Source organism: Pseudomonas sp. 43mfcvi1.1 (assembly GCF_900115935.1).
GTDB lineage: Bacteria > Pseudomonadota > Gammaproteobacteria > Pseudomonadales > Pseudomonadaceae > Aquipseudomonas > Aquipseudomonas bijieensis.
On record NZ_UETT01000002.1, the window covers coordinates 129,927 to 149,277 of the forward strand.

Below are 19,351 nucleotides of genomic sequence, written 5' to 3' on the forward strand. Positions count from 1 at the left end.
GCTGCGAAGCTGTGTTCCCCTGTGGGAGCGAGCTTGCTCGCGATGACGGTGTCCAAGCCAACATTAATGGCTGGCTTCCCGCTATCGCGAGCAAGCTCGCTCGCACAGGGGTTTAGCGTTTTTAAATCGATTTTTGTCGATGTTTTTAGCTTTTATCTGGTGGTTATTAGATTTTTAGACTTTATTAGTCGATATTTATCGTCTATAAAGTCGCATTGCCCATCGCCCAGGAGATGACCCATGACAACGTTGCACAGCACTCCCCGCGCGGATGGTTTTCACATGCCTGCCGAATGGGCGGCTCAGACCCAGGTCTGGATGGTCTGGCCCGAGCGCCCGGACAACTGGCGTCTGGGTGGCAAGCCCGCGCAGGCTGCCCACGTGGCGGTCGCCAAGGCCATCGCCCGTTTTGAACCGGTGACCGTCGCGGTGTCCGCGGCCCAATACGAAAATGCCCGGGCGCGTCTCGACGTGCCGAATATCCGCCTGGTGGAAATGTCCAGCGACGACGCCTGGGTCCGTGACACGGGCCCTACGTTCGTGATCAATGACAGCGGCGAGGTGCGTGGCGTCGACTGGGACTTTAATGCCTGGGGCGGTTTCGACGGTGGCCTGTACGCGCCATGGAACCGTGATTCGCAAGTGGCTGGCAAGATTCTCGAGATCGAACGCAGCCCGCGCTACCGCACCGAAGGTTTTGTGCTCGAGGGCGGATCGATCCACGTGGATGGCGAAGGTACCCTGATCACCACCGAGGAATGCCTGCTCAACCGCAATCGCAACCCGCACTTGAGCCGTGAAGCTATCGAGGCGGTGCTCAGTGCGCAGTTGGCGGTGGACAAGGTCATCTGGCTGCCGGATGGCCTGTTCAACGACGAAACCGACGGCCATGTGGATAACTTTTGCTGTTACGTGCGGCCTGGTGAAGTGCTGCTTGCCTGGACCGACGACCCGCAAGACCCGAACTACACTCGCTGCCACGCGGCGATAAACGTGCTGCAAAACAGCACTGACGCCAAGGGACGCCCGTTCACAGTGCACAAAATGCCGATTCCGGGGCCGTTGTATGCCACCGAAGAGGAATGTGCAGGCGTGGACGCAGTGGAAGGTTCCCAGGAGCGCAACCCAACTGTGCGGCTGGCCGGCTCCTATGTGAACTTCCTGATCGTCAACGGCGGCATCATTGCGCCAAGTTTTGACGATCCGCTCGATGGCCCGGCCAAAGACATCCTGCAGAGCCTGTTCCCGGAGCACGAAGTGGTCATGGTGCCTGGGCGTGAACTGTTACTGGGGGGCGGCAATATCCATTGCCTTACCCAACAGCAACCCGCGCCGCGCACAAAATGAGTGGCGATGTAACAGCTTGGTGATATCAATGGCGCCCGCTCTAGGTCGGCGTTTTTGGATCCATCCTGGCAAGCCCGCGGCCCGATTGGGTCGCGGTTTTTTTTGTGTCTGTTTTATGGTTGTCGGGGATACATTGGCATAGCTCTTGTATCAGCATCTCGGCAGTTTCGGGGAGCGGGACTGCGTTGTTTTGTCATAAACCTTGGATAAATTGGCCGCTCATCAACCAGGAGAGGGCGCTGGAATGAATATGATAAGCGAGCGCACATGCCATCCCTTGGCCGTTAATGGTGAGTCGCTTCAAGCCTTGGCGCAGTGGTTGAAGTCCAACGGAACGCGTCAGATCAGAGAACCTGATCCGCGCCGGGTGATCGTTGAACGCTACCCCGCTGGCCTGTTCAGCGAGGCGGAGCTGGAAGCGTTGTGGGATGTGATGCAAGGATAGAATTCGACGGATTGATAAAAAGCGCTGGCCGGGATGGCAGCGCTTTTTTTGTGTCCGCTGGTTTTCGAGCTCACACAAAATCCCACAGGATCAGAGTTCATTCAGGCGGGGGATTCGACCGATCCACGAAACACACTGAAAGCCATTCCGGCGTTTTTCTGCAACGCCCACGGGATTAACCTGCCGCCAACCAATCTACATGGCTAGCGGAGTTCCCATGACCACCCTTCATTACATCTACGACCCGCTGTGTGGCTGGTGCTACGGCGCCAAACCGCTGGTGCAGGCCGCCCGGGCGGTGCTGCCGGTGATCGTCCATGGTGGCGGCATGATGACCGGTGCCAATCGCCAACAGGTCTCGCCGCAGCTGCGCAATTACGTGATGCCCCACGACCGGCGCATCGCCGAATATTCCGGGCAGCCATTTGGCGAGGCCTATTTCGAAGGTTTGCTGCGAGACCACAGTGCCGTGTTCGATTCGACGCCACCGACCGCCGCCATCCTCGCCGCCGAACAACTCGGCGGCCATGGCCTGGAATTGCTCGGGCGCCTGCAAACCGCACACTACGTCGAAGGTCGGCGCATCGCTGACGAAGCCGTTCTGCTGGAGCTCGCTCAATCCGTTGGCCTGCCGGCCCAGGCGTTCCTGGCCGCGTTCAGCACGGTTGATGTGCAAGGGCACATCAAGGCCAGTCGCACCTTGCTGGCCCAGGTCGGTGGCCAGGGTTTCCCAACCTTGGCCTTGGAGCAGGACGGTCAGTTCACGCTGATCGACATCGGCCCCTGGCTCGGCAAGCCCGAGGCATTCGCCCAATGGCTGGCGCAAACCCTACCGGCGCAGCCCTCCACACCGTCCGCGGCGTGCGGTCTGGACGGCTGTTCGTTCTGATCGTTCTTAGACGTTTTTCGCCTAATTACAGACGATTCACGAAATTGACACACCGTTGAGCGCGCGACTAGGATTCGCCCACGCCTGTGGCTAACAGCCATGACTCTTAAATAATAAAAAGGCCCGACACGATCACTCGTGGGCGGGCCTTTTCATTATTTCAGGAGCAAGAGTCCGAAAAAGAGCGCAAAAAGCGCCATTTCGGCTGCCCGCCGCAGTGCGTATCAACCCGTACAAGGAAAATAATCATGTTGAACAAGCGCATTAGTTTGATCGCACTGGGGATCTTGAGCACGACACACGCCATGGCCAATGACCAGGCTGAGTCCAAGGGGTTCGTTGAAGACAGCAGCTTGAAAGTGCTGTTGCGCAACGCTTATATCAATCGCGACTACAAAGATGGCAACGAGGACAAGGCCGAGTGGGGCCAGGCGGCCATCGGTACCTTCTCGTCCGGTTTCACCCAGGGCACGGTGGGCGTGGGTGTAGATGCCTTCGGCCTGTACGCGTTGCGTCTGGACGGCGGCAAGGGGCGTAGCGGTGCCCAAGGCATCGACTTCTTCAAGCAAGGCGACAGCGGCAACGCCGCCGATGACCTCTCCAAGTTCGGTGCAGCGGTCAAGTTCCGCGTCTCCAATACCGTGCTGGCCTACGGTGACCAGATGCCGGCCCTGCCGGTGCTGAGCTATGACAATTCGCGCCTGCTGCCGGAAAGCTACACCGGCACGCTGATCACTTCCAAGGAGATCAAAGGCCTGGAACTGAATGCCGGCCGTTTTACCGCCGAATCGCGCAAGAGCGCCGAAGGCCGTGACAGCGGTGGCCTGAAGTCGATCAACGTATTGGGCGGCAGCTATCAGTTCACCGAGCAGTTCAAGGCTTCGCTCTACGCCTCGGATGTCGAGGACGTATTGAAGAAGCAATACGTGAACGCCAACTATGTGTTCCCGCTGGCCAAGGATCAGTCCCTGACCCTGGACTTCAACGGTTATCGCACCAAGCTGGACAACAGCTACGTTCGCGAAAACAACGTCACCGGCGACGACAACAAGATCTGGAGCCTGGCTGCCACCTTCGCCACGGGCCCGCACAGCTTCACCCTCGCCCACCAGCGCAGCACCGGCGACAGCAACCTGGGTTACGCCTACGGCGGTTATCAGCGCGGGCAGAATCGCGTGGGTGATGGTGGTAACACGATCTACCTGGCCAACTCCTACTGGTCCGACTTCAACGCTGAAGACGAGCGCAGCTGGCAGTTGGGCTATGGCCTGGATTTCACCACCTTCGGCGTACCGGGCCTGACCTATAACGTCGCTTACGTGCGTGGCGATAACATCACCACCTCCACCAGCGAAGGCGGCACCGAGCGCGAGATCTTCAACCAGTTCAAGTACGTGGTCCAAGGTGGTCCGGCCAAGGACTTGAGCGTCAGGTTGCGCAGTTCCGTGCTGCGTGTGTCGCAGAAGTCGAGCGAGTACAACGTCAGCGGCAACGAGCTGCGAGTGTTCGTGGATTACCCGATCAATGTCTTCTGATGCCTGATTGCGTGACAAGCGCCTGATAGAAACCCCCGACGTCAACTCGGGGGTTTTTTACCTTTTGACGCCAGAAAAGTCGCAAAAAACGCGCGTTTCCCCGAGGAAAAGTCGTACTAATGAAACTTCAACCGCCGTTTCAAGCACGGCTTGAAGTGCCTCAAATACTTTCTCATGGACGTAAATCCTGCACCTACTAGATTAGGCCGCTCAATGCAGTGGAGACCTATGAAAAATGATCGTTCTGAACAGGGAAGTGGGCGAAGCGCTAAGACGTGACAAATACGTCAACGTTCGCGGTGGGGACTTCAACCTCTACGGTCATTTCGGCGATTTTGTCCGGCTGACCAAAAGCTGGGAAAACATGGAACCCGACAGCTACTACGGCCAGGCCGAGTCAGGCATGCGTTTTCGCCGCTACAGCGACTTCGAATACAACCCGACGACTCGTGAGCTCACGCAGCTCGAACACCGGGCCTACATCCAGTCCAAGGCTAACAACAGCTATGTCGGCGGCCTGGAGCGGCACTTCCAGGACTTTTCCAACGAAGTGATCAACTCGCCGGTGATGCGCAGCCTGATCGACACGGACTTCGAGGTCTACAAGAACGTCCTGCCGCAGGAACTGCACGATGAAATCTGGCAGTGCCAGATCCACCAGATCCGCATCGAGATCAAGCCAGGTAAACAGCTGGAAATCACACCCGAAGGAATCCACTGCGACGGGTATCCGTTCAGCGGCGTGCACTTCTGGGGCCGCCATAATGTGGCGGGCGCCGAAAGCCGTTTGTACACCGCCCAGGAAGAACAGTTGGCGGCGATTACCTACGAGGACATCCTCGACACCACGTTCTTCCTCGATCGCGATATGCGCCATTACGTGACGCCGGCCCGCAATGTTCACGCCCATGAAATGGCGTTCCGGCAAATCCTGGCCATTTCCTTCTCGCGGCCCGGGACCGCTTTCGACATTGTTCGCTGAACGGCTCGAACCCATGGACGATTCGGTGCAGCAGGTCCTGTTGCGCCGGGCCCAGGTCAGGGACGCGGAACGACTGGAGCAGTTTTTTCGCGGATTCAACGAAGTGTCGTTCTGCGAATGGCAGGATGCTCGATTTTTGCGGGGGGTGTTGTTGCAGGACACCACCACCGCCTACCTGGCGGTCGATGCCAGTGGTGAAGTGGTCGGTGCTGTGATTGGGGGCATGCTCGGCACCCGCGGCACGATCAATCACCTGGCCGTCAGTCCGGCACATCGTACCCGAGGCCTGGGCCAGCGCCTGGTGGAGGCGGCCTCGGCCGACATGAAACGGGTCGGCGTGCTGCGCATGTTCCTTTTCGTCGACGATGCTAATCTGGCCGGCAAGCGCTTCTGGGCTGCCCAGGGGTTCTGTGAGCCTCGGGGTGAAATCACCTTCGAGAGGGATTTATGAACAAGACTTCCAGCCAGCCGCTGGCGGTCGAACCACAAGCCTCGCGTACCTTCGCTGAAGCCAGTCCGGTGGTAGCGGGTTATTTCACGGTTTCGTTTGTGTTCGGTCTGATGGCGGTCAACGCCGGGCTGCCCCTGTGGTTGCCAGTAGCGATGTGCCTGTTCGTTTACGCGGGCGCTTCGCAATTCGCCGCGCTGGCGTTGATTTCCAGCGGTGCGTCGCTGACCACCATCGTGCTTACCACGTTCCTGATCAATGCCCGGCACATGTTGATGTCGGTCTACATGGCCAAGGCCCTGCGTGCATTGGGGCTCAGCCGTTTCGAGCGCTGGTGTTACGCGGCTGGGCTGACGGACGAGTCGTTCGCGTTCCATAGCGTCAAGCTTGGCAGTGGGGCACCGGTCAGCGTGCGCTACCTGGTCGGCTTCAACCTGTTCTGCCACACCTCCTGGGTGCTCGGCGGCTTGCTGGGGGCCGTTTGCGCGCAGTACGCGGCGCACCTCATCAAGTACAAGCTCGACTATGCCCTGACCGCGATGATGCTCTACGTGCTGGTTTCGTTGTGTAACACCCGCAACAAACTGATCGCTGCCCTGGCGGCTGTCGTCTGCATGGGGGGGCTGAGCCTGCTGGGCAGCTCGCCGTTCAACGTCTTCATCGCCACGTTCGTTGGCTGCGGGGTGGGCGTATGCCTGACCAAACGTTCCTGATCCTGGTCGTGGCCCTGATGATGGCCGTGACTTTCCTGCCACGCGCCTTGCCATTGCAGGTCAATACCGAGCACTGGCCGCCCTTCGTTGCCCGAGCCTTGGAATACCTGCCAGTGGCGATCGTCGCTGCCATCAGCCTGACCCCCTTGTTGATCAAGGATCAGCAGATACAACTCGACCGCCCTGAGTTTTATGCAGCGATTCCGACGTTGTTATGTGCGTATTTCAGCCGCAACCTGTTTCTCAGCGTGGCGGTGGGCACGGCGGCGTACATCGCGCTCGGTTCGTTCCTGTAGCGTCAGGTCCACCACATCGTGCAGCGCCTGGCCCGACAACTCCGGATTGTTCACCGCCAGGCGGACTTCAAGGAAATCCTCGAAGTCCGGGAAAATCGCCAAGCCATTGCGCAGCGCCGCTTCCCGGGACACCAGCCCCAGGCCGTCGAGCTGGGTGATCAACGACAACGTCAGTGTTTCACTGCAGGAGTACACCATTCGCTGGCTCGACCCGTACTCACCCAGGCCTGCGTCGAGAAAACGCAGGAAGCTTTGGGAATACGGGCATTCTTCTGCCGGACGCACCTGAAACTTGTCACCGAGCAAGCCAAGGGAGTCGTCTTCGTCGCCGCAATGGGCGCCGACCACCTGCACCTGCACATCCGGCATGGTGATGCTGGAAAAACCGCCCTGTTGCTGCCCGATCAGGATCGCCAGGTCAAAATCTTCATTCCTGAGCTTGCTCAGGTTCTCCATCGACTCGGCATAGCTGAATTCCAGCTGATACTGGGGAAACACAGCGATCAACCGGTCGATCATCCGCCGGTTGAATTCCGCTGGCAGGGTGGTATTGAGTGCCACTCTGAGCGTGCGCTGTCGCGGTGTCTTGAGCGCCGCGACTTTCTCCTCCAACTGTCGGGTGGCAACCAGCACCTGATCCATGAAGGGGGTCAGTTCCGAGCCCTGGCTCGTCAAGGTCAGGCCTTTGTTCGAGCGCCGGAACAACCGGAAACCGAACTGTTCCTCGACCTTGTTCAACTGCGCCGCCAACGCCTGCACCGTGAGGCACGAATGTTCGGCCGCTGCCGACAAGGAGCCGGTCTGCACGATGCGCATGAGGTTGCGTAGGGTTCTGCTATCCATGAGGTAATGCCCTCTGCTTAAGTGGGCTCGCTATTGTTGTGCACCTGGTCCGGGCCAGGCAGTGCATGCTGGCTATCATCATGCACCTTGCCACGCTTGTCGCGATTTTGTGCCGAAAAGCGCCGGCAGGCGATGGTTGGAGCTTATGCGGGATTTAGGGATTTTGCCCAGTCGATGCTGGCAGGATCGGTCGGCGGGGAACGCTTTAATTCACTTGCGAATAAAAACTTAAAAATAATCCATATCTGTACTATCCTCTAAGCACCACCCCGCGACAAAGGAGCCTAGACCCATGGCGACTCCCTCCATCAACCTCAATGCACAGCAACAACTGGACTCCCCGGGTGCGGGTCGAGTCGCGTTGAAGTTTTTCTTCAACCTCATGGAGCTCTGGGGCTGCAGTGTCGAGCAGCAGCGCATATTGCTGGGCAAGGTGGGAAACACGACCTTCTACAAATACAAACAGTTGCCGGAAAACGTGAAGCTGCCTCGCGATACGCTGGAGCGTATCTCTTACCTCATGGGGATTCACAAGGCGCTGAGCATCATCTTCAGCAATAGCCGGGACCGAGCCTATCAGTGGGTCAGCAGCCCGAATACCGCGGCACCGTTCAACGGCCAGTCGGCGCTGTCCTACATGCTGACCGGGCGGGTGGTGGACATCGCCGATGTGCGGCGATATCTCGACGGAGTGCGCGGTTGATGATGCCACCCTTGGCGGACCCGCAATGGAAACGGGCCTATCGGATCGTCAACAGCAGCTTCCCACCGATTTCGCTGTTTGAAGACGTACTCGACCCTGAAGACCTGCCCACGGCCTACGCTCTGGAGGCGCTGACCAATGACCGGCTGATGGAACAGGCTGGCGTGCTGTCCCGGGTCCGCCCCGAGGACCGCGTTTCGGGGCCCGGTTCCTCGCCGGTGATGGCGGCGTTTACCCACATCGGCAAAAGCAGCCGCTTCAGCGACGGCACCTTCGGTGTCTACTACGCCGCCAGCAGCCAGGAAGCCGCCATCGCTGAAACCTGCTACCACCAGGCACGATTCCTCGGCGCGACCAACGAGCCAGACCTGGAGTTGACCATGCGCACCTACGTCAACAAGGTCGTCAAACCCTTGCACGACATCCGCCACGACTACCCCCACCTTCACGACCCGGACCCTACTGCCTACGGCCCGTCCCAAGTGTTCGCCCGGCAACTGCGGGAAACCTTGTCGTGGGGGCTGCTGTACAACAGCGTGCGCCTGCCCGGCCACGAATGCGTGGCGGCGTTTCGCCCACCGGCGGTATCGATTCCGGTGCAGGGCAAGCATATTCGGTACGTCTGGAGCGCCCAGAAGCGGGAGATTTCGTTTGTGTTTGAGGTGAGTCAGGTGTGAGCCAGGGCTTTTAGGGTATTTTATGGCTGGGCAATAATTATTGCCCAGCCATAATTTTCAATAATTGGCGATTATTGAAACCAGAGGCTGCTGTGCAGCCCCGTGGAAGCAAGCTCCCTCGCCATAAAGTGGCGATTGATCAAATCTTGAACTGCTGCACCGAAGCCTGCATCGATCCCGCCGCATTGTTCAATTGATCCGCCGTTTGCGTCAGGGTGTGAATCGAGCGGGTGTTCTCGCGGGACTGCTCGGCAATCGACTCCACCCGCTGGGCCATCTCGTCACTGGCCTTGGATTGCTCGGCAATGGTCTGGGAAATTTCCTCTACCACTTCGGCGGCATGCCGGGCGCCAGTGCGGATTTCGCTGATGGACACCCCGGCCTGCTGGGCCAGGTTGACGCCTTCGTCCACGCGGCTGACGCAAGCCTGCATGTTCGCCACCGCATCCCGGGCGCTGGACTGGATGCGCTCGATCATCGCGGTGATTTCCTGGGTCGACTGGGTCGTGCGCGCCGCCAGGTTACGTACTTCATCGGCCACCACCGCGAAACCACGGCCCGCCTCACCGGCGCGGGCGGCTTCGATGGCGGCGTTGAGGGCCAGCAGATTGGTCTGTTCGGCGATGCTCTTGATCACCTGGATGATGGAATGAATGTCCTCGGACGATGCATCCAGCGCCGTGATCTTGCTGGACGACTGGTTGACCACCTCGGCGATCCGGTTCATGCCTTCCACCACCCCGAGAATCACCTGGCCACCGCTGCTCGCCAGTTGTTCGGACTGCGCCGAAATCGTCCGGGCGCTGTCGGCGTGCTGATGGATCTGGCTGATGTTCGCCATCATCTGCTCCATGCTGGCCGCCATGCTGGTCGCGCTCTGGGCCTGTTGATCGGCACTGGACACGATCTGCCGCGCCGTATCGCCCAGATTGCGGGAGGTGCCGTGTAACTCATCGCTCTGGCCGCGAATCGTGGCGATCATCTGCCGCAGATTGGTCTGCATCTGCTCGATCACACCTTGCAACTGACCCAGCTCATCCTTGCTTTGCGCGCCCATCGAGCGCTGCAAATCCCCCTGGGAAATTGCCTGGGTGTTGAGGATGATCTTGTTCAGCGGTGTGAGCACGGCCTTGAGCAGGCTCCACGACAACAGCGCCAGCGCCACGCAAGTGGCCAGCAAGGTCGCGATCAGCCAGCGCTCCGAGCTTTGAATGCTGCCGTCCTGATGCTCGCGGGATGTCTGCGCCTGGTTTTCGATCAGCTCGCTCACCGCCTCGTTGCGCTCTTCCAGAGCCGAAAACGCCCCGTCGAACTCCGCCCGCAGCGCATGGCCGTCCTGGGCACCACTGAGTGCCTTGCCAATGATTTGCTTGGCTTTGTCGATGTAGGTTTCGACTTGTGGCTTGAGCTCGGCAATCGCCTTGGCGACATCCGCCGGCAACTTGGCCTCGGCGTTTTCGGCGATGACCTTGCGCATGCGCTGCGTATGCTCATCGAATGCCTCCGTCACCTCCTTGGCCGCCTGGGCATCCCCCTGTGTCACCAGCAAAGCGGCCAACACATCGGCCCGAATGGCGTCATGCATCATGTCCGCCTCCATGTGCTTGCGCATGGCCGAAATACTGGTCTCGTTCTGCACCAGGGCCTCGGTCATGGAGTGATAACCCCACAGCCCGATACCGCCAAGCAACAGCGCAAAAGAAAGACTGACCAACCCCGAGCCTATGACCTTGGTGCGGATCTTCATCGCTTACTGCTCCTGGAGCGGAGGAATTCTGGGAAAGTGTAGTCGAGTGCCGGCCGAGCCTTGGGTCAGGCGATGCTCTTATCTGAGGCTATCGGCGGGGGGAATGATTTGATGAATTCGCTGCAAGCTCGTGGCGAGGGGCTTGCTCCCGCTGGAGTGAGCGCAAAGTCGTGGAGAGACGATGGACGTACAGCTAGGAAGGCTCCCATCAGACAAACGCGTCTTGTCGGACTATACGGCAAGGCCGTATAGTCCGACACATGTACACGATTATCGAAACTGAAATTTTCAAACGTTATGCGCAGTCCATCTGGGACGATGGCGAACGTCAGGAGTTCATTACTTGGCTGGCGGCCAATCCGCTGATCGGTGATGTCGTTCCTGGCAGCGGAGGTTTGCGAAAGGTCCGTTGGTCCCGTAGCGGAATGGGCAAACGAGGTGGCACACGTGTCATTTATTACAACACGCTTGCCGAAGGCTCTATTTGGTTGCTGATCGCCTACACCAAGGCGAAATTCGACAATTTACCCGCAGCCTTCCTCAAGCAACTGAAGGAGGAAATCCGCAATGGTCAATGAACTGGAGCAGTTCCAGCAAGACTTGTTGGATTCTGTACGTCAAATGAAAGCTGGCAAGGCGGCTCGTATAACAGAAGTACCTTTATCGGCTGCCGCCCAAGCGCGAGCCAAAGTGGGGGTCTCTCAAAATGCATTCGCCAAATTGCTCGGAGTCAGTTTGCGCACTCTGCAAGACTGGGAACAGGGGCGTCGTCAACCAACAGGAGCTGCGCAGACGTTGTTGAGAGTCGCGACTCAGCATCCTGAAGCCCTACGTGATTTACAGGTGGTTTGACCTCCTGACAATTTATAGACGGAAAACGGGGCAGATTAATTTAGTGCCTGTCTACTCATTGCAGCCTGTCATCGTGGTCTGCCCCGGAACTACTCCGTAACCCCCGTGGCGAGGGAGCGTGCTCCCGCTGGGCTGCGAAGCAGCCTTTCTTTAACCTGCCCCCGTTCGCACGTCGTAAGTACAGATTACAGCCCAATGCTGCCCCGCTCAGTGAGCAGCATTGCACCAGTAGCTCTTAAGCAGGATTACTCCCCGGCGCCTCCAGCACCTTCACCACATCATCGATGACGGCCTTGCTCATATCCTGCAAATAACACGACGCCCAGGCATACCGATCCGTACCGCGAATCATCGCCGCGTCCTCGGCCAGGACCTTGGCGACGTGGAGCAGGTCGGAGGCATGGGACAGGGCTTCGCTAATGGGGATGCCGCTGTTGACGCGGAATAGCGGGCGGTCGGCGTGGTAGGAGAAGGGGGTTAGGCCTGGGGTTTTGAGGTCTTTGGGATGGGTCATTGCGCACCTCCTTTTACCAATTGGCGGCGGGCGGTGACTAGCAAAGCGATAAAGCGAGATTGCAGCAGATCCATGGCGTGCATCGATAAACTCCCATATCAAATGAGAGCTGCCACGTTCGTTCTCAGGCGAATGGGTGGCAGCTGTGCGCAGGCTGAGAAACCGGAGATACAGGAACCCGGCAGACCCGAAGGTCTCCCACGCACAGCCGCCATTGCACGGAATACGGACATAAAAAAACGCCGCAAAACGTGGTTCGGGCGCTGTAGCGCCTGCATCTTACTCGGGTTCTCAGGCCCGGTCGCTGAATTGGCAGCGACAGTTGGAGAGTAGCGGGCGATTGGGGAGGTCACAATCGTGGCGCGATGCTGGCGGGGTTAGAGATTGTGTGCTCGCGAGCAAGCTCGTTCCCAGGCTTTTCAGGGTGTGAGCGAAAAATGAACATCCCATGCAAAACAAAGCCCTCGCATTTCTGCGAGGGCTTTGTTTTGCATGGTGCGGCACCAGGAGTCGAATGGCCGCATAAGTATATGATTTAGATGGTTTTAATTTTAGTCGTGATGATGATTTATCCCTAAAACTATCCCCTGGGGCCTATGGGCAAGACAGGCCGTCAAAAAAAACCGAACTCAGTCGGGGTGCTCATAATTTATGAGTACTTATGGCGCTCAGTTAGCTGTGCCGCTACCCCATCATATCCAGGAAATATTCTTGAAGAGTCATACCCAAGCTTATCCAATATTTTGCAGGCGGCCTTGGCCTCTGAGCAGGGTATTATGAATTTCTTGAAAATAGGGAAGCCTGCCTCTTCTTCAAAGTTCTCGAATATCAGTTTATCTAATGGTCGTCTGTCCGTAAGCAAAGCTCCCGCACCCGTAGACATTCTTTGTACTTCGTTAAGAGTCGAGTCTCTGACGATAGGCCACAAAGTGAACAAACCTTTCTGTGCATTTAGGTTTGGGTTTTGAGAGTAGTGAGGGGTAATGAATTCAACGTTTACCCTGTTCACGGTAGGCTTCAGAAAAGATAGATATTCTTTGTTTAACGCCCATATTGCAAGGTTTCCGTCAAGCCCAATGGCACCTCTGAATGCGAAGTAAGCAGAGACGTAGATATCGTAAGTCCAGTCCAGAAGCCTTGTCGGTACTCCATAGTGCTGGGCCAGTGCAGCAGTCTCATGTAGGTCTGGTGGTAGCCAAACATCTTGCTGATGGTGCCCAATTAAGTCAACAGTATCGAACTCTTGAGCTAAGTTTTGCCGGACTCTGATAGAGGCTGGAACATCAAGTCCTCTCTGGTCAGCAAGTCTATAAAATGCGCGTAATAAATGATACTCTGCTTTAATCTGCCAGCTCTGCCAATCCCATTGGTCCTCCGGTCTGCCAAGTCCTGACATGCTCCACAGCTGCGAGTTTGTTTGTAATCTCAATGCGGTAGGCGTTAGTTCATAGGATTCCTTGGAGTGTCCTCTAAAAATAAACCCATCTAGCATGGGGTCATCTCCCCATGGGGAGATGAAATCAAAAAACTGACTTGCTGTTTCAAATTTTACTTCGTGTATCACGTAGGCTCCTTTTGGGGAATGAGTACAAGTCCCCATCCCTATGTCTCGTAAAATCCTTAGATTGTAAAGTGGTATCTTCTACTTGCTATGGTGAATTGATTCTGCATTTTTAAAGGACGGAAAAAGGGGGCAGATTTATTTAATGGCACATCAACCAGCGCCGAAAAATAGATCTGTCCCTTTTGCTGCACTTTTACTACATTTTCTAAAGCTATCCTAATTAACATTGATGAGGTGCAAAGTCTTACTTATAAGTTATGGGTTAGCCCGAGGTCTTTCTATTTTTGATGCGGCTGAAATAGATACGGTATAACCACGCTGAGAAAGATTGTCGTAGGCGCGCACTAAATTTACCTTGCTAAAAAAAGGTAAGTTATCTTTTACCGTGGTTGGCTCATCTCCAAGTATTAAAAATACTACCTCGTAATCCGAACTCTTAAAATTATCAATTGGTACGAGGTCTCGAGCGGCATTGCCGAACGTGCCAAGAACTTTTCTGGCTGATTTTCTAAAGTCACGGTCTCCGAGCAATATTTCTGCAGCGACACTGCCTTGAGCAAAAAGATGACTCAATCCGGCTGAACCACCTTTTCGATGCTTTACATGGATAAACTGTTTTGCTGATGTAAGCAGGTCGCATAGCTCAACGGAGCTTGTTGATTTGTTACTTTTAATAAGTCTTTTATCTAGTAAGTAATAGCTATGCGCTTGAGCCGCTCTGATGTTATAGTCGCCCTCTGCTTCGATTTTGGATTTATTGCTTTCTTCCCATGTATGTATTTGCGGGAATCGAAGAGGTGAAACGGCGATCTGCGCCAAGCTTGCATTTGTTCTTCCCATGAACGAGTTGTCAATTTCATACCATGTGCCACCAAAAATTATGGTGGTTTTGTTTGCTTCAGAGACTTCGTAGTATATGCATTTGTAAATCGAGTGGCTAAACTCATTCTCGTGTATGTCAAAAATGTGTAGCTGGTCCCGTTTAATTGATTCGATAGAGACCTTAGTGGCGTCGATATTAGCCAAGTATAGGTCAGTGGAAATTGTAGGCGTTTGATTGGATTTTGTGCGTGTAAAGCTGAACCCCGCGATTGAATCCCACTTTTCAATTTCGGGCAAAGTTAAAACTATATTTGAGTCGCGAGCTTTAATGGCTGCCAATAGAATAGCATCGAAATGATCTATTCGAGACTTTTCCTTGAGTTTTCTGACGTTGTCAACCCACAGGAAGTTAGCTTTGTAGTCATTTTTTTGATATTGAGCTTTCAGCGTCCTGGCTATATCGGTTAGATCGTCTATCTCCATTTCTATACCGAAAGAAAACATAGCGTCACCACCCGATATATTCTTAAATTCGACGCCAATTTTTGGAGTGCCTGTGACCGCTCGCAAAATGTCTTTAGAAATATCGATGCCAAAAACACTTATTTCAGAATCTCGCGTGGCTTGTGACTTTTTCTGCACAGGCTGATCGTCAAGGGTATGTATGTCAACACTTCGAAGGCTTTCATGATCAAGAGTATTTAGTGCTGTTTTAAGTCCAAAATCTTGGACAAAAAATGATAGATCTATTAAGTGTCTGCCATAACCGAAAGCTATTGCAAATACATCATTATCAACCCTTATGAACAGAACCGCTGAACTGGATTTGTTACCGATATCCGTAACGGTTTGTCCAGCAATTTCGTCAGCTATATCTGACCAATTTGGCTTTTTTTCAGTTGCACGCTTTACGTATAACACGCCATTAAGGTCAAGGCTTGAGGCGGTCTCATATGCCACTACGTCTTTGTCCGCAGCGAGAAGATCAGCAAAGCCACTGTAGGTGACTTCGGGTTTTTTCAAGAAAATATTGAGGTGGCGATATTTTTTCCCTGGCATCGCTTCTTCCCTAAACTTAAGGTAGTGGCTATTAGCCTTTATTCATTGATATTGCTTCAATCTGCTAGCTTTGACAACCCATGTTTAGTCAGCACACCGACCAATGGTAGCGGTAGCCTGTGACGGTAATGACTAATTGGTAACTCGGCCTGTCGACTTAAAAATTATGGTGGCGTCTTCGCATGCTGTTGTTTTATGAGGTTGTGGAAGGAAGTAGTTTCCTTGCACTCAAGGCGTCGAGTGTCATCTCAAAAAAGTCACTAATTTAATTAACTATTTGAAATATAAGGATTTCCAAGGTGGGTTGGCGGACCTTCGTATCAAGACCAGGGTTGACCACTGGCCAGCCAGCTTGGCCGGACCTCATATCCATTTTCCAGCCTGCAGTGGGTCCGACTGAATTGATTGCGAAAATTAACAGTCACGGGGACAGTGTTCTCGGGACGGCACAGCTGCCCATCACAAATTCACCGTGACGTTCAATCAACGCTATTAGAGATAGCCTTTAGCAATTATATCTAGAGTAGTCCCCACGTCATCCCGCCAAGAATGTTGAGTGTTATCAGGGATCAAGGCCCCTGCGACCTGTGGGGAATGTCCTCTACGCGGGACTGGCGGCTCCGTACGACCGGGAGCGAGGGCATATCATGATCTGGCCTCCTGAGCACCGATACCGGTGGGCGGGTGGAGGCAGCATTGGCTGACGAGACCAGCGCCGCGAGATCCTGAGCCGGGTGAAGGCAGCGATGTGATGACCGGGGCATGCCTGACTGTCAGTCAGGTGCAGTCCATTCCCTGGTCTGCGGCACCATCATCGGCAGCGCTATTGCTGGTGACATCGGTGTTTGTCACGCCGATTGTCACGAGGGGGAATGCCGCAAAGCCTTGTACGAGTTGGGCTGCAGCAGCGGTAGGAGCGCCCGTCTCTTTCCGGGAGAAAGAGACGGGCGCAGGTTGGCGCAAGGAAATGGCCAAGCGGATAGGTCGCTGCAGGGCAGCTAGGAAAGGGGGGGTCAGTTGCCGCAGTGGGCACACTGGTAAAAGTAGGCATCCATCACATCGTTGTGACCGTGCGAGCCGCCAGACGCTAATCGCACTTTGGGAGAACCACCACCGTGTGGCGTAGCCTCAAAGGTTCTGGCTACCTGGGTTGCTGTCAGCGACAGCGCTTTGCCCGACCTTTTCTACGCCTGTGGAGAATTCGGGTCAAGGCTCGAATTTTCGGGAGTTCTGCGGCTGTGGATGAAATTATCCACTAATGGAAATCAGTGGTTTTCCACAGACAGTTGCGTGGGCTTTAGATTTTTTAAGTGAGGTCCATCCAAACAGGGCGGCTTTGCAGCCCTGCTTGGATGGACCCGCGTGGACAAGCGGATCACTGAGATTTGAAGACCGAGCGCTTACTCGGTTGCGCCACGTTTTGCTTTTAGGCGAGTGACGTTCGCTCCGGTCTGGTTGGCGAATTCGTGTGGAGTGACATGCTCCTGCCGGTTGGCCTCCAGATACCGGCTCCACCAGTTCATGATCAGCTTGCGCTCTTCAATGAACTCGGCCTTGTGGATGTATGCGGCGCGGACGTTATTGCGTTCCTTGTGGCTCATCTGCCTTTCAATAGCGGTCTCGGACCACAGTCCTGATTCAATCAGCGCGCTACAAGCCATCGACCGAAACCCATGCCCGCAAATTTCGGCTTTGGTGTCGTAGCCCATCTTTCTGAGCGCGCTGTTCACTGTGTTTTCAGACATGGGTTTCCAGGGCTTGGCATCGCCTGCAAACACCAGGTCGAATTCGCCGGTGAGGGCGTGGATCTGTTCAAGCAGGGCCACGGCTTGCGGCGATAAGGGCACAAGGTGGATGTCCCCGGCCATCTTCGTACCCCTTGTTGAAAAAGGTACTCCGTCCAACGCGGGTCGAGTGTCCGGTATCTCCCAGGTGCCGCGTTTAAGGTCGAATTCGCTCCAGCGGGCGAATCGCAGTTCGCTGGAGCGTACGAACACATGCAGCGAGAGCATGACCGTCAGCCGGGTAAGTGCGCGGCCTTTGTAGGTGTCGATACGTTCCTGCAATTCAGGCAGACGCGATAAGGGTAAAGCAGGGCGGTGAATCACCCTCGGAGCTTTGATCAAACCTTCAAGGTCGGAGGCAGGGTTTGCCGCGATCTGTCGAGCACGTTTCGCCTCGCGCATGATGCTTTGCAGGTAGTTTTGTACCCTTAAAGCGACGTCAATCGTGCCGCGTTTCTGGATCGCTTCCAGAGGTTGCATCAGGTCATGGGTGTCCAGATCGACAATAGAGCGAGCGCCGATCAGCGGGAAGACATGGGTTTTGAGACGGCTCAGGACGGTCTTGGCATCATTTGGCAGACATCGCTTTGTGCCAGTCCAGTGCGGCGCTTTCAAAGGTTCGGCCTTTGATTGCGGCCTGCGTCTTGGCTTGGTGTTTGGTCTATATGGGGTCGATGCCTTTCGCCAGCATCCGCTTGACCTCCAGGCGCTTGTTGCGCGCATCGGCGAGGCCAATGACGGGGTAGTTGCCGAACGAGGTCAGTCCTTCGCGTCCGTCAGGTTTGACGTAGCGGAGCCGCCAGCCTTTGCGGCCATTGGGCTGGACTAGGAGGTAGAGGCCATTGCCGTCGAAAAGCTTGTAGGCGCTGTCTGTAGGTTTTGCCAAGCGGCAAGCTGCGTCGGAGAGCGGAGCTGTGGTGCGCGACATAAGGGTACTCCCTTTTATCGAAGTGACCTGTATCCCAAACTCTACCCTTAAAACGGTTGGAATCCACCAGTTTCTGACGGAAACCGATGGAACCCCAAAACGAAAAAACCCGCCAGAAGGCGGGTTTTTCGGGGGTTCCAGAGATTTTGAAAGCCTTCTATGGAACCTTGTATGGTGCCGGCACCAGGAGTCGAACCCGGGACCTACTGATTACAAGTCAGTTGCTCTACCAACTGAGCTATACCGGCGTGTGGGCGACGATTATAGCGATTGGGTGCGTTCTGTAAACCCCTGAATTCTGACTATTTTTGCGCAGGTCCGGCTTAGGCGCGGTGCAGCAGCGTGCGCAGTTTGTTCAGGGCTCGCCAGGTGCGGCTGTTTTGGATGGCGTGGAGCTGGGCTTCGGCCTGTTCGGCGCGTTGCAGGGCGGCGCTGAGTTGTTGGTCGGTGTCGCTCAGGGGGTGGCTGAATTTGTGGCCTTTGCAGAGTTGGAAGCCGTCGAGGTTGCACGGGGGGATGTCGAAGGCGGGCTTGAGGGCCAGGTGTTCTTCGGCGAGGTAGTAAGTGTTGATGCCGTCGAACAGGATGGATTGGTAGCCGGCGTCGGTCACCAGGTTTTCCCAGGTCTGGTCGCGGGCCCATGGGGTTTCGATGAGGATGATCCAGGGGCGCCAGCGGCTGAAGTCCATGCCGCGCAGCACGGTTTCTTCGTGGCCTTCGACGTCGATTTTCAGGAAGTGGATGGGGCGGTCCTGGGCGTATTGCTCGCAGATGGAGGCCAGTGTGCGGGACTGGACGGTCTGGTTGCGCACGTCCATGCCGGCGTCGCGGTGTTGCTGGGCGACGCTGGCTTCCACTGTGGATAAGCCGGTGTCGGCGATGGTGTAGAAGGTCAGGCTTTCGGCGTTTTCGCCGGCCACGCATTGCAGGTTGATGTCGTGGGGGCGTTGTTGGCAGAGGGCATCATAGTAGGCCGGCACCGGTTCGATATTGATGCCGCGCCAGCCGCGGTCGTAAAACGCTCGGGTGACCGAATCATCTGTCGGATGGTTGGCGCCGACGTCGAGGTAAAAGCCGTTTTCCACCGATTGAAGGGCGCGCCACAGGCGTATGTCTTCGAAGTTTTGTGCGTAGGAAATGAACGTCACGGCCAGTCCTTGAGTGTGTCGGCATTGTGTCAATCACGATACGTTGGGCTGTTGT

18 protein-coding genes, 1 tRNA gene and 1 pseudogene are annotated in these 19,351 nt (G+C 55.8%); 12 read left to right on the forward strand and 8 right to left on the reverse strand.

Going from position 1 to position 19,351, the window contains the following annotated elements; all coding sequences use genetic code 11:
- Positions 1-240: 240 nt before the first annotated feature.
- From aguA to DTP52_RS03955, 8 genes are all read left to right on the forward strand, one after another.
- Entirely contained in the window at positions 241-1,347 is a 1,107-nt protein-coding gene (gene aguA / locus DTP52_RS03920) for an agmatine deiminase (protein ID WP_109751949.1), read from the forward strand.
- Between the two features lie 244 nt (positions 1,348-1,591).
- Complete coding sequence (locus DTP52_RS03925) at positions 1,592-1,792, forward strand: hypothetical protein (RefSeq protein WP_109751950.1); 201 nt, start codon at positions 1,592-1,594, stop codon at positions 1,790-1,792.
- 217 nt (positions 1,793-2,009) lie between these two features.
- Positions 2,010-2,681: a DsbA family protein gene (locus DTP52_RS03930; protein WP_109751951.1), complete on the forward strand. Its 672-nt coding sequence runs from the start codon at positions 2,010-2,012 to the stop codon at positions 2,679-2,681.
- Positions 2,682-2,929: 248 nt separating this feature from the next.
- Entirely contained in the window at positions 2,930-4,216 is a 1,287-nt protein-coding gene (locus DTP52_RS03935) for an OprD family porin (RefSeq protein WP_109751952.1), read from the forward strand.
- Between the two features lie 235 nt (positions 4,217-4,451).
- The gene (locus DTP52_RS03940; RefSeq protein ID WP_109751953.1) at positions 4,452-5,198 is read left to right on the forward strand and encodes a 2OG-Fe dioxygenase family protein; all 747 of its coding nucleotides are present in this window, start codon (positions 4,452-4,454) and stop codon (positions 5,196-5,198) included.
- Positions 5,199-5,211: 13 nt separating this feature from the next.
- Positions 5,212-5,649 (forward strand): GNAT family N-acetyltransferase, encoded by a 438-nt coding sequence (locus DTP52_RS03945; RefSeq protein WP_176688789.1) that lies wholly within the window; start codon positions 5,212-5,214, stop codon positions 5,647-5,649.
- Complete coding sequence (locus DTP52_RS03950; protein WP_109751954.1) at positions 5,646-6,359, forward strand: AzlC family ABC transporter permease; 714 nt, start codon at positions 5,646-5,648, stop codon at positions 6,357-6,359. The genes DTP52_RS03945 and DTP52_RS03950 overlap by 4 nt, the downstream gene beginning before the upstream one ends.
- The gene (locus DTP52_RS03955) at positions 6,338-6,655 is read left to right on the forward strand and encodes an AzlD domain-containing protein (RefSeq protein WP_109751955.1); all 318 of its coding nucleotides are present in this window, start codon (positions 6,338-6,340) and stop codon (positions 6,653-6,655) included. The genes DTP52_RS03950 and DTP52_RS03955 overlap by 22 nt, the downstream gene beginning before the upstream one ends.
- Here DTP52_RS03955 and DTP52_RS03960 read toward each other — a convergent pair.
- Positions 6,572-7,498, reverse strand: coding sequence for a LysR family transcriptional regulator (locus DTP52_RS03960; RefSeq protein WP_109751956.1), 927 nt, complete (start codon positions 7,496-7,498; stop codon positions 6,572-6,574). The genes DTP52_RS03955 and DTP52_RS03960 overlap by 84 nt on opposite strands.
- Before the next feature lie 292 nt (positions 7,499-7,790).
- Between DTP52_RS03960 and DTP52_RS03965 the strand changes: the two genes are divergently transcribed.
- Together DTP52_RS03965 and DTP52_RS03970 are read left to right on the forward strand one after the other, a co-directional pair.
- Positions 7,791-8,201, forward strand: coding sequence for an MbcA/ParS/Xre antitoxin family protein (locus tag DTP52_RS03965; RefSeq protein WP_109751957.1), 411 nt, complete (start codon positions 7,791-7,793; stop codon positions 8,199-8,201).
- A complete protein-coding gene (locus DTP52_RS03970; RefSeq protein WP_109751958.1) occupies positions 8,201-8,878 on the forward strand; it encodes an RES family NAD+ phosphorylase in 678 nt (225 codons plus the stop codon). The genes DTP52_RS03965 and DTP52_RS03970 overlap by 1 nt, the downstream gene beginning before the upstream one ends.
- A 139-nt stretch (positions 8,879-9,017) precedes the next feature.
- Here the strand turns inward: DTP52_RS03970 and DTP52_RS03975 are convergent, their stop codons facing one another.
- Positions 9,018-10,625: a methyl-accepting chemotaxis protein gene (locus tag DTP52_RS03975; RefSeq protein ID WP_109751959.1), complete on the reverse strand. Its 1,608-nt coding sequence runs from the start codon at positions 10,623-10,625 to the stop codon at positions 9,018-9,020.
- A gap of 260 nt (positions 10,626-10,885) precedes the next feature.
- Here DTP52_RS03975 and DTP52_RS03980 point away from each other — a divergent pair, with 260 nt between their 5' ends.
- Both DTP52_RS03980 and DTP52_RS03985 read left to right on the forward strand, forming a co-directional pair.
- On the forward strand, positions 10,886-11,203 hold the full coding sequence (locus DTP52_RS03980; RefSeq protein WP_109751960.1) for a transcriptional regulator: 318 nt from the start codon (positions 10,886-10,888) through the stop codon (positions 11,201-11,203).
- A complete protein-coding gene (locus DTP52_RS03985) occupies positions 11,193-11,477 on the forward strand; it encodes a DNA-binding transcriptional regulator (RefSeq protein ID WP_178082461.1) in 285 nt (94 codons plus the stop codon). The genes DTP52_RS03980 and DTP52_RS03985 overlap by 11 nt, the downstream gene beginning before the upstream one ends.
- Before the next feature lie 235 nt (positions 11,478-11,712).
- Here the strand turns inward: DTP52_RS03985 and DTP52_RS03990 are convergent, their stop codons facing one another.
- The 6 genes and pseudogenes from DTP52_RS03990 to DTP52_RS04020 form a co-directional block, all read right to left on the reverse strand.
- Positions 11,713-11,991, reverse strand: coding sequence for a DUF3077 domain-containing protein (locus DTP52_RS03990; RefSeq protein ID WP_109751961.1), 279 nt, complete (start codon positions 11,989-11,991; stop codon positions 11,713-11,715).
- Between the two features lie 649 nt (positions 11,992-12,640).
- Entirely contained in the window at positions 12,641-13,555 is a 915-nt protein-coding gene (locus DTP52_RS03995; RefSeq protein ID WP_158285162.1) for an FRG domain-containing protein, read from the reverse strand.
- Positions 13,556-13,810: 255 nt separating this feature from the next.
- Positions 13,811-15,436, reverse strand: coding sequence for a TIGR04141 family sporadically distributed protein (locus DTP52_RS04000; protein WP_109751962.1), 1,626 nt, complete (start codon positions 15,434-15,436; stop codon positions 13,811-13,813).
- Between the two features lie 1,400 nt (positions 15,437-16,836).
- Positions 16,837-18,148: pseudogene (locus tag DTP52_RS04010) on the reverse strand (tyrosine-type recombinase/integrase).
- A gap of 172 nt (positions 18,149-18,320) precedes the next feature.
- A tRNA-Thr gene (locus DTP52_RS04015) sits at positions 18,321-18,396 on the reverse strand.
- A 75-nt stretch (positions 18,397-18,471) separates the two neighbouring features.
- A complete protein-coding gene (locus DTP52_RS04020; RefSeq protein ID WP_109751963.1) occupies positions 18,472-19,296 on the reverse strand; it encodes an FkbM family methyltransferase in 825 nt (274 codons plus the stop codon).
- Between the last annotated feature and the right edge of the window lie 55 nt (positions 19,297-19,351).

Coding starts and splice junctions, on each gene's coding strand:
- aguA (WP_109751949.1), top strand. CDS start 241: ATGACAACGTTGCACAGCACTCCCCGCGCGGATGGTTTTCACATGCCT.
- DTP52_RS03925 (WP_109751950.1), top strand. CDS start 1,592: ATGAATATGATAAGCGAGCGCACATGCCATCCCTTGGCCGTTAATGGT.
- DTP52_RS03930 (WP_109751951.1), top strand. CDS start 2,010: ATGACCACCCTTCATTACATCTACGACCCGCTGTGTGGCTGGTGCTAC.
- DTP52_RS03935 (WP_109751952.1), top strand. CDS start 2,930: ATGTTGAACAAGCGCATTAGTTTGATCGCACTGGGGATCTTGAGCACG.
- DTP52_RS03940 (WP_109751953.1), top strand. CDS start 4,452: ATGATCGTTCTGAACAGGGAAGTGGGCGAAGCGCTAAGACGTGACAAA.
- DTP52_RS03945 (WP_176688789.1), top strand. CDS start 5,212: ATGGACGATTCGGTGCAGCAGGTCCTGTTGCGCCGGGCCCAGGTCAGG.
- DTP52_RS03950 (WP_109751954.1), top strand. CDS start 5,646: ATGAACAAGACTTCCAGCCAGCCGCTGGCGGTCGAACCACAAGCCTCG.
- DTP52_RS03955 (WP_109751955.1), top strand. CDS start 6,338: ATGCCTGACCAAACGTTCCTGATCCTGGTCGTGGCCCTGATGATGGCC.
- DTP52_RS03960 (WP_109751956.1), bottom strand. CDS start 7,498: ATGGATAGCAGAACCCTACGCAACCTCATGCGCATCGTGCAGACCGGC.
- DTP52_RS03965 (WP_109751957.1), top strand. CDS start 7,791: ATGGCGACTCCCTCCATCAACCTCAATGCACAGCAACAACTGGACTCC.
- DTP52_RS03970 (WP_109751958.1), top strand. CDS start 8,201: ATGATGCCACCCTTGGCGGACCCGCAATGGAAACGGGCCTATCGGATC.
- DTP52_RS03975 (WP_109751959.1), bottom strand. CDS start 10,625: ATGAAGATCCGCACCAAGGTCATAGGCTCGGGGTTGGTCAGTCTTTCT.
- DTP52_RS03980 (WP_109751960.1), top strand. CDS start 10,886: ATGTACACGATTATCGAAACTGAAATTTTCAAACGTTATGCGCAGTCC.
- DTP52_RS03985 (WP_178082461.1), top strand. CDS start 11,193: ATGGTCAATGAACTGGAGCAGTTCCAGCAAGACTTGTTGGATTCTGTA.
- DTP52_RS03990 (WP_109751961.1), bottom strand. CDS start 11,991: ATGACCCATCCCAAAGACCTCAAAACCCCAGGCCTAACCCCCTTCTCC.
- DTP52_RS04000 (WP_109751962.1), bottom strand. CDS start 15,436: ATGCCAGGGAAAAAATATCGCCACCTCAATATTTTCTTGAAAAAACCC.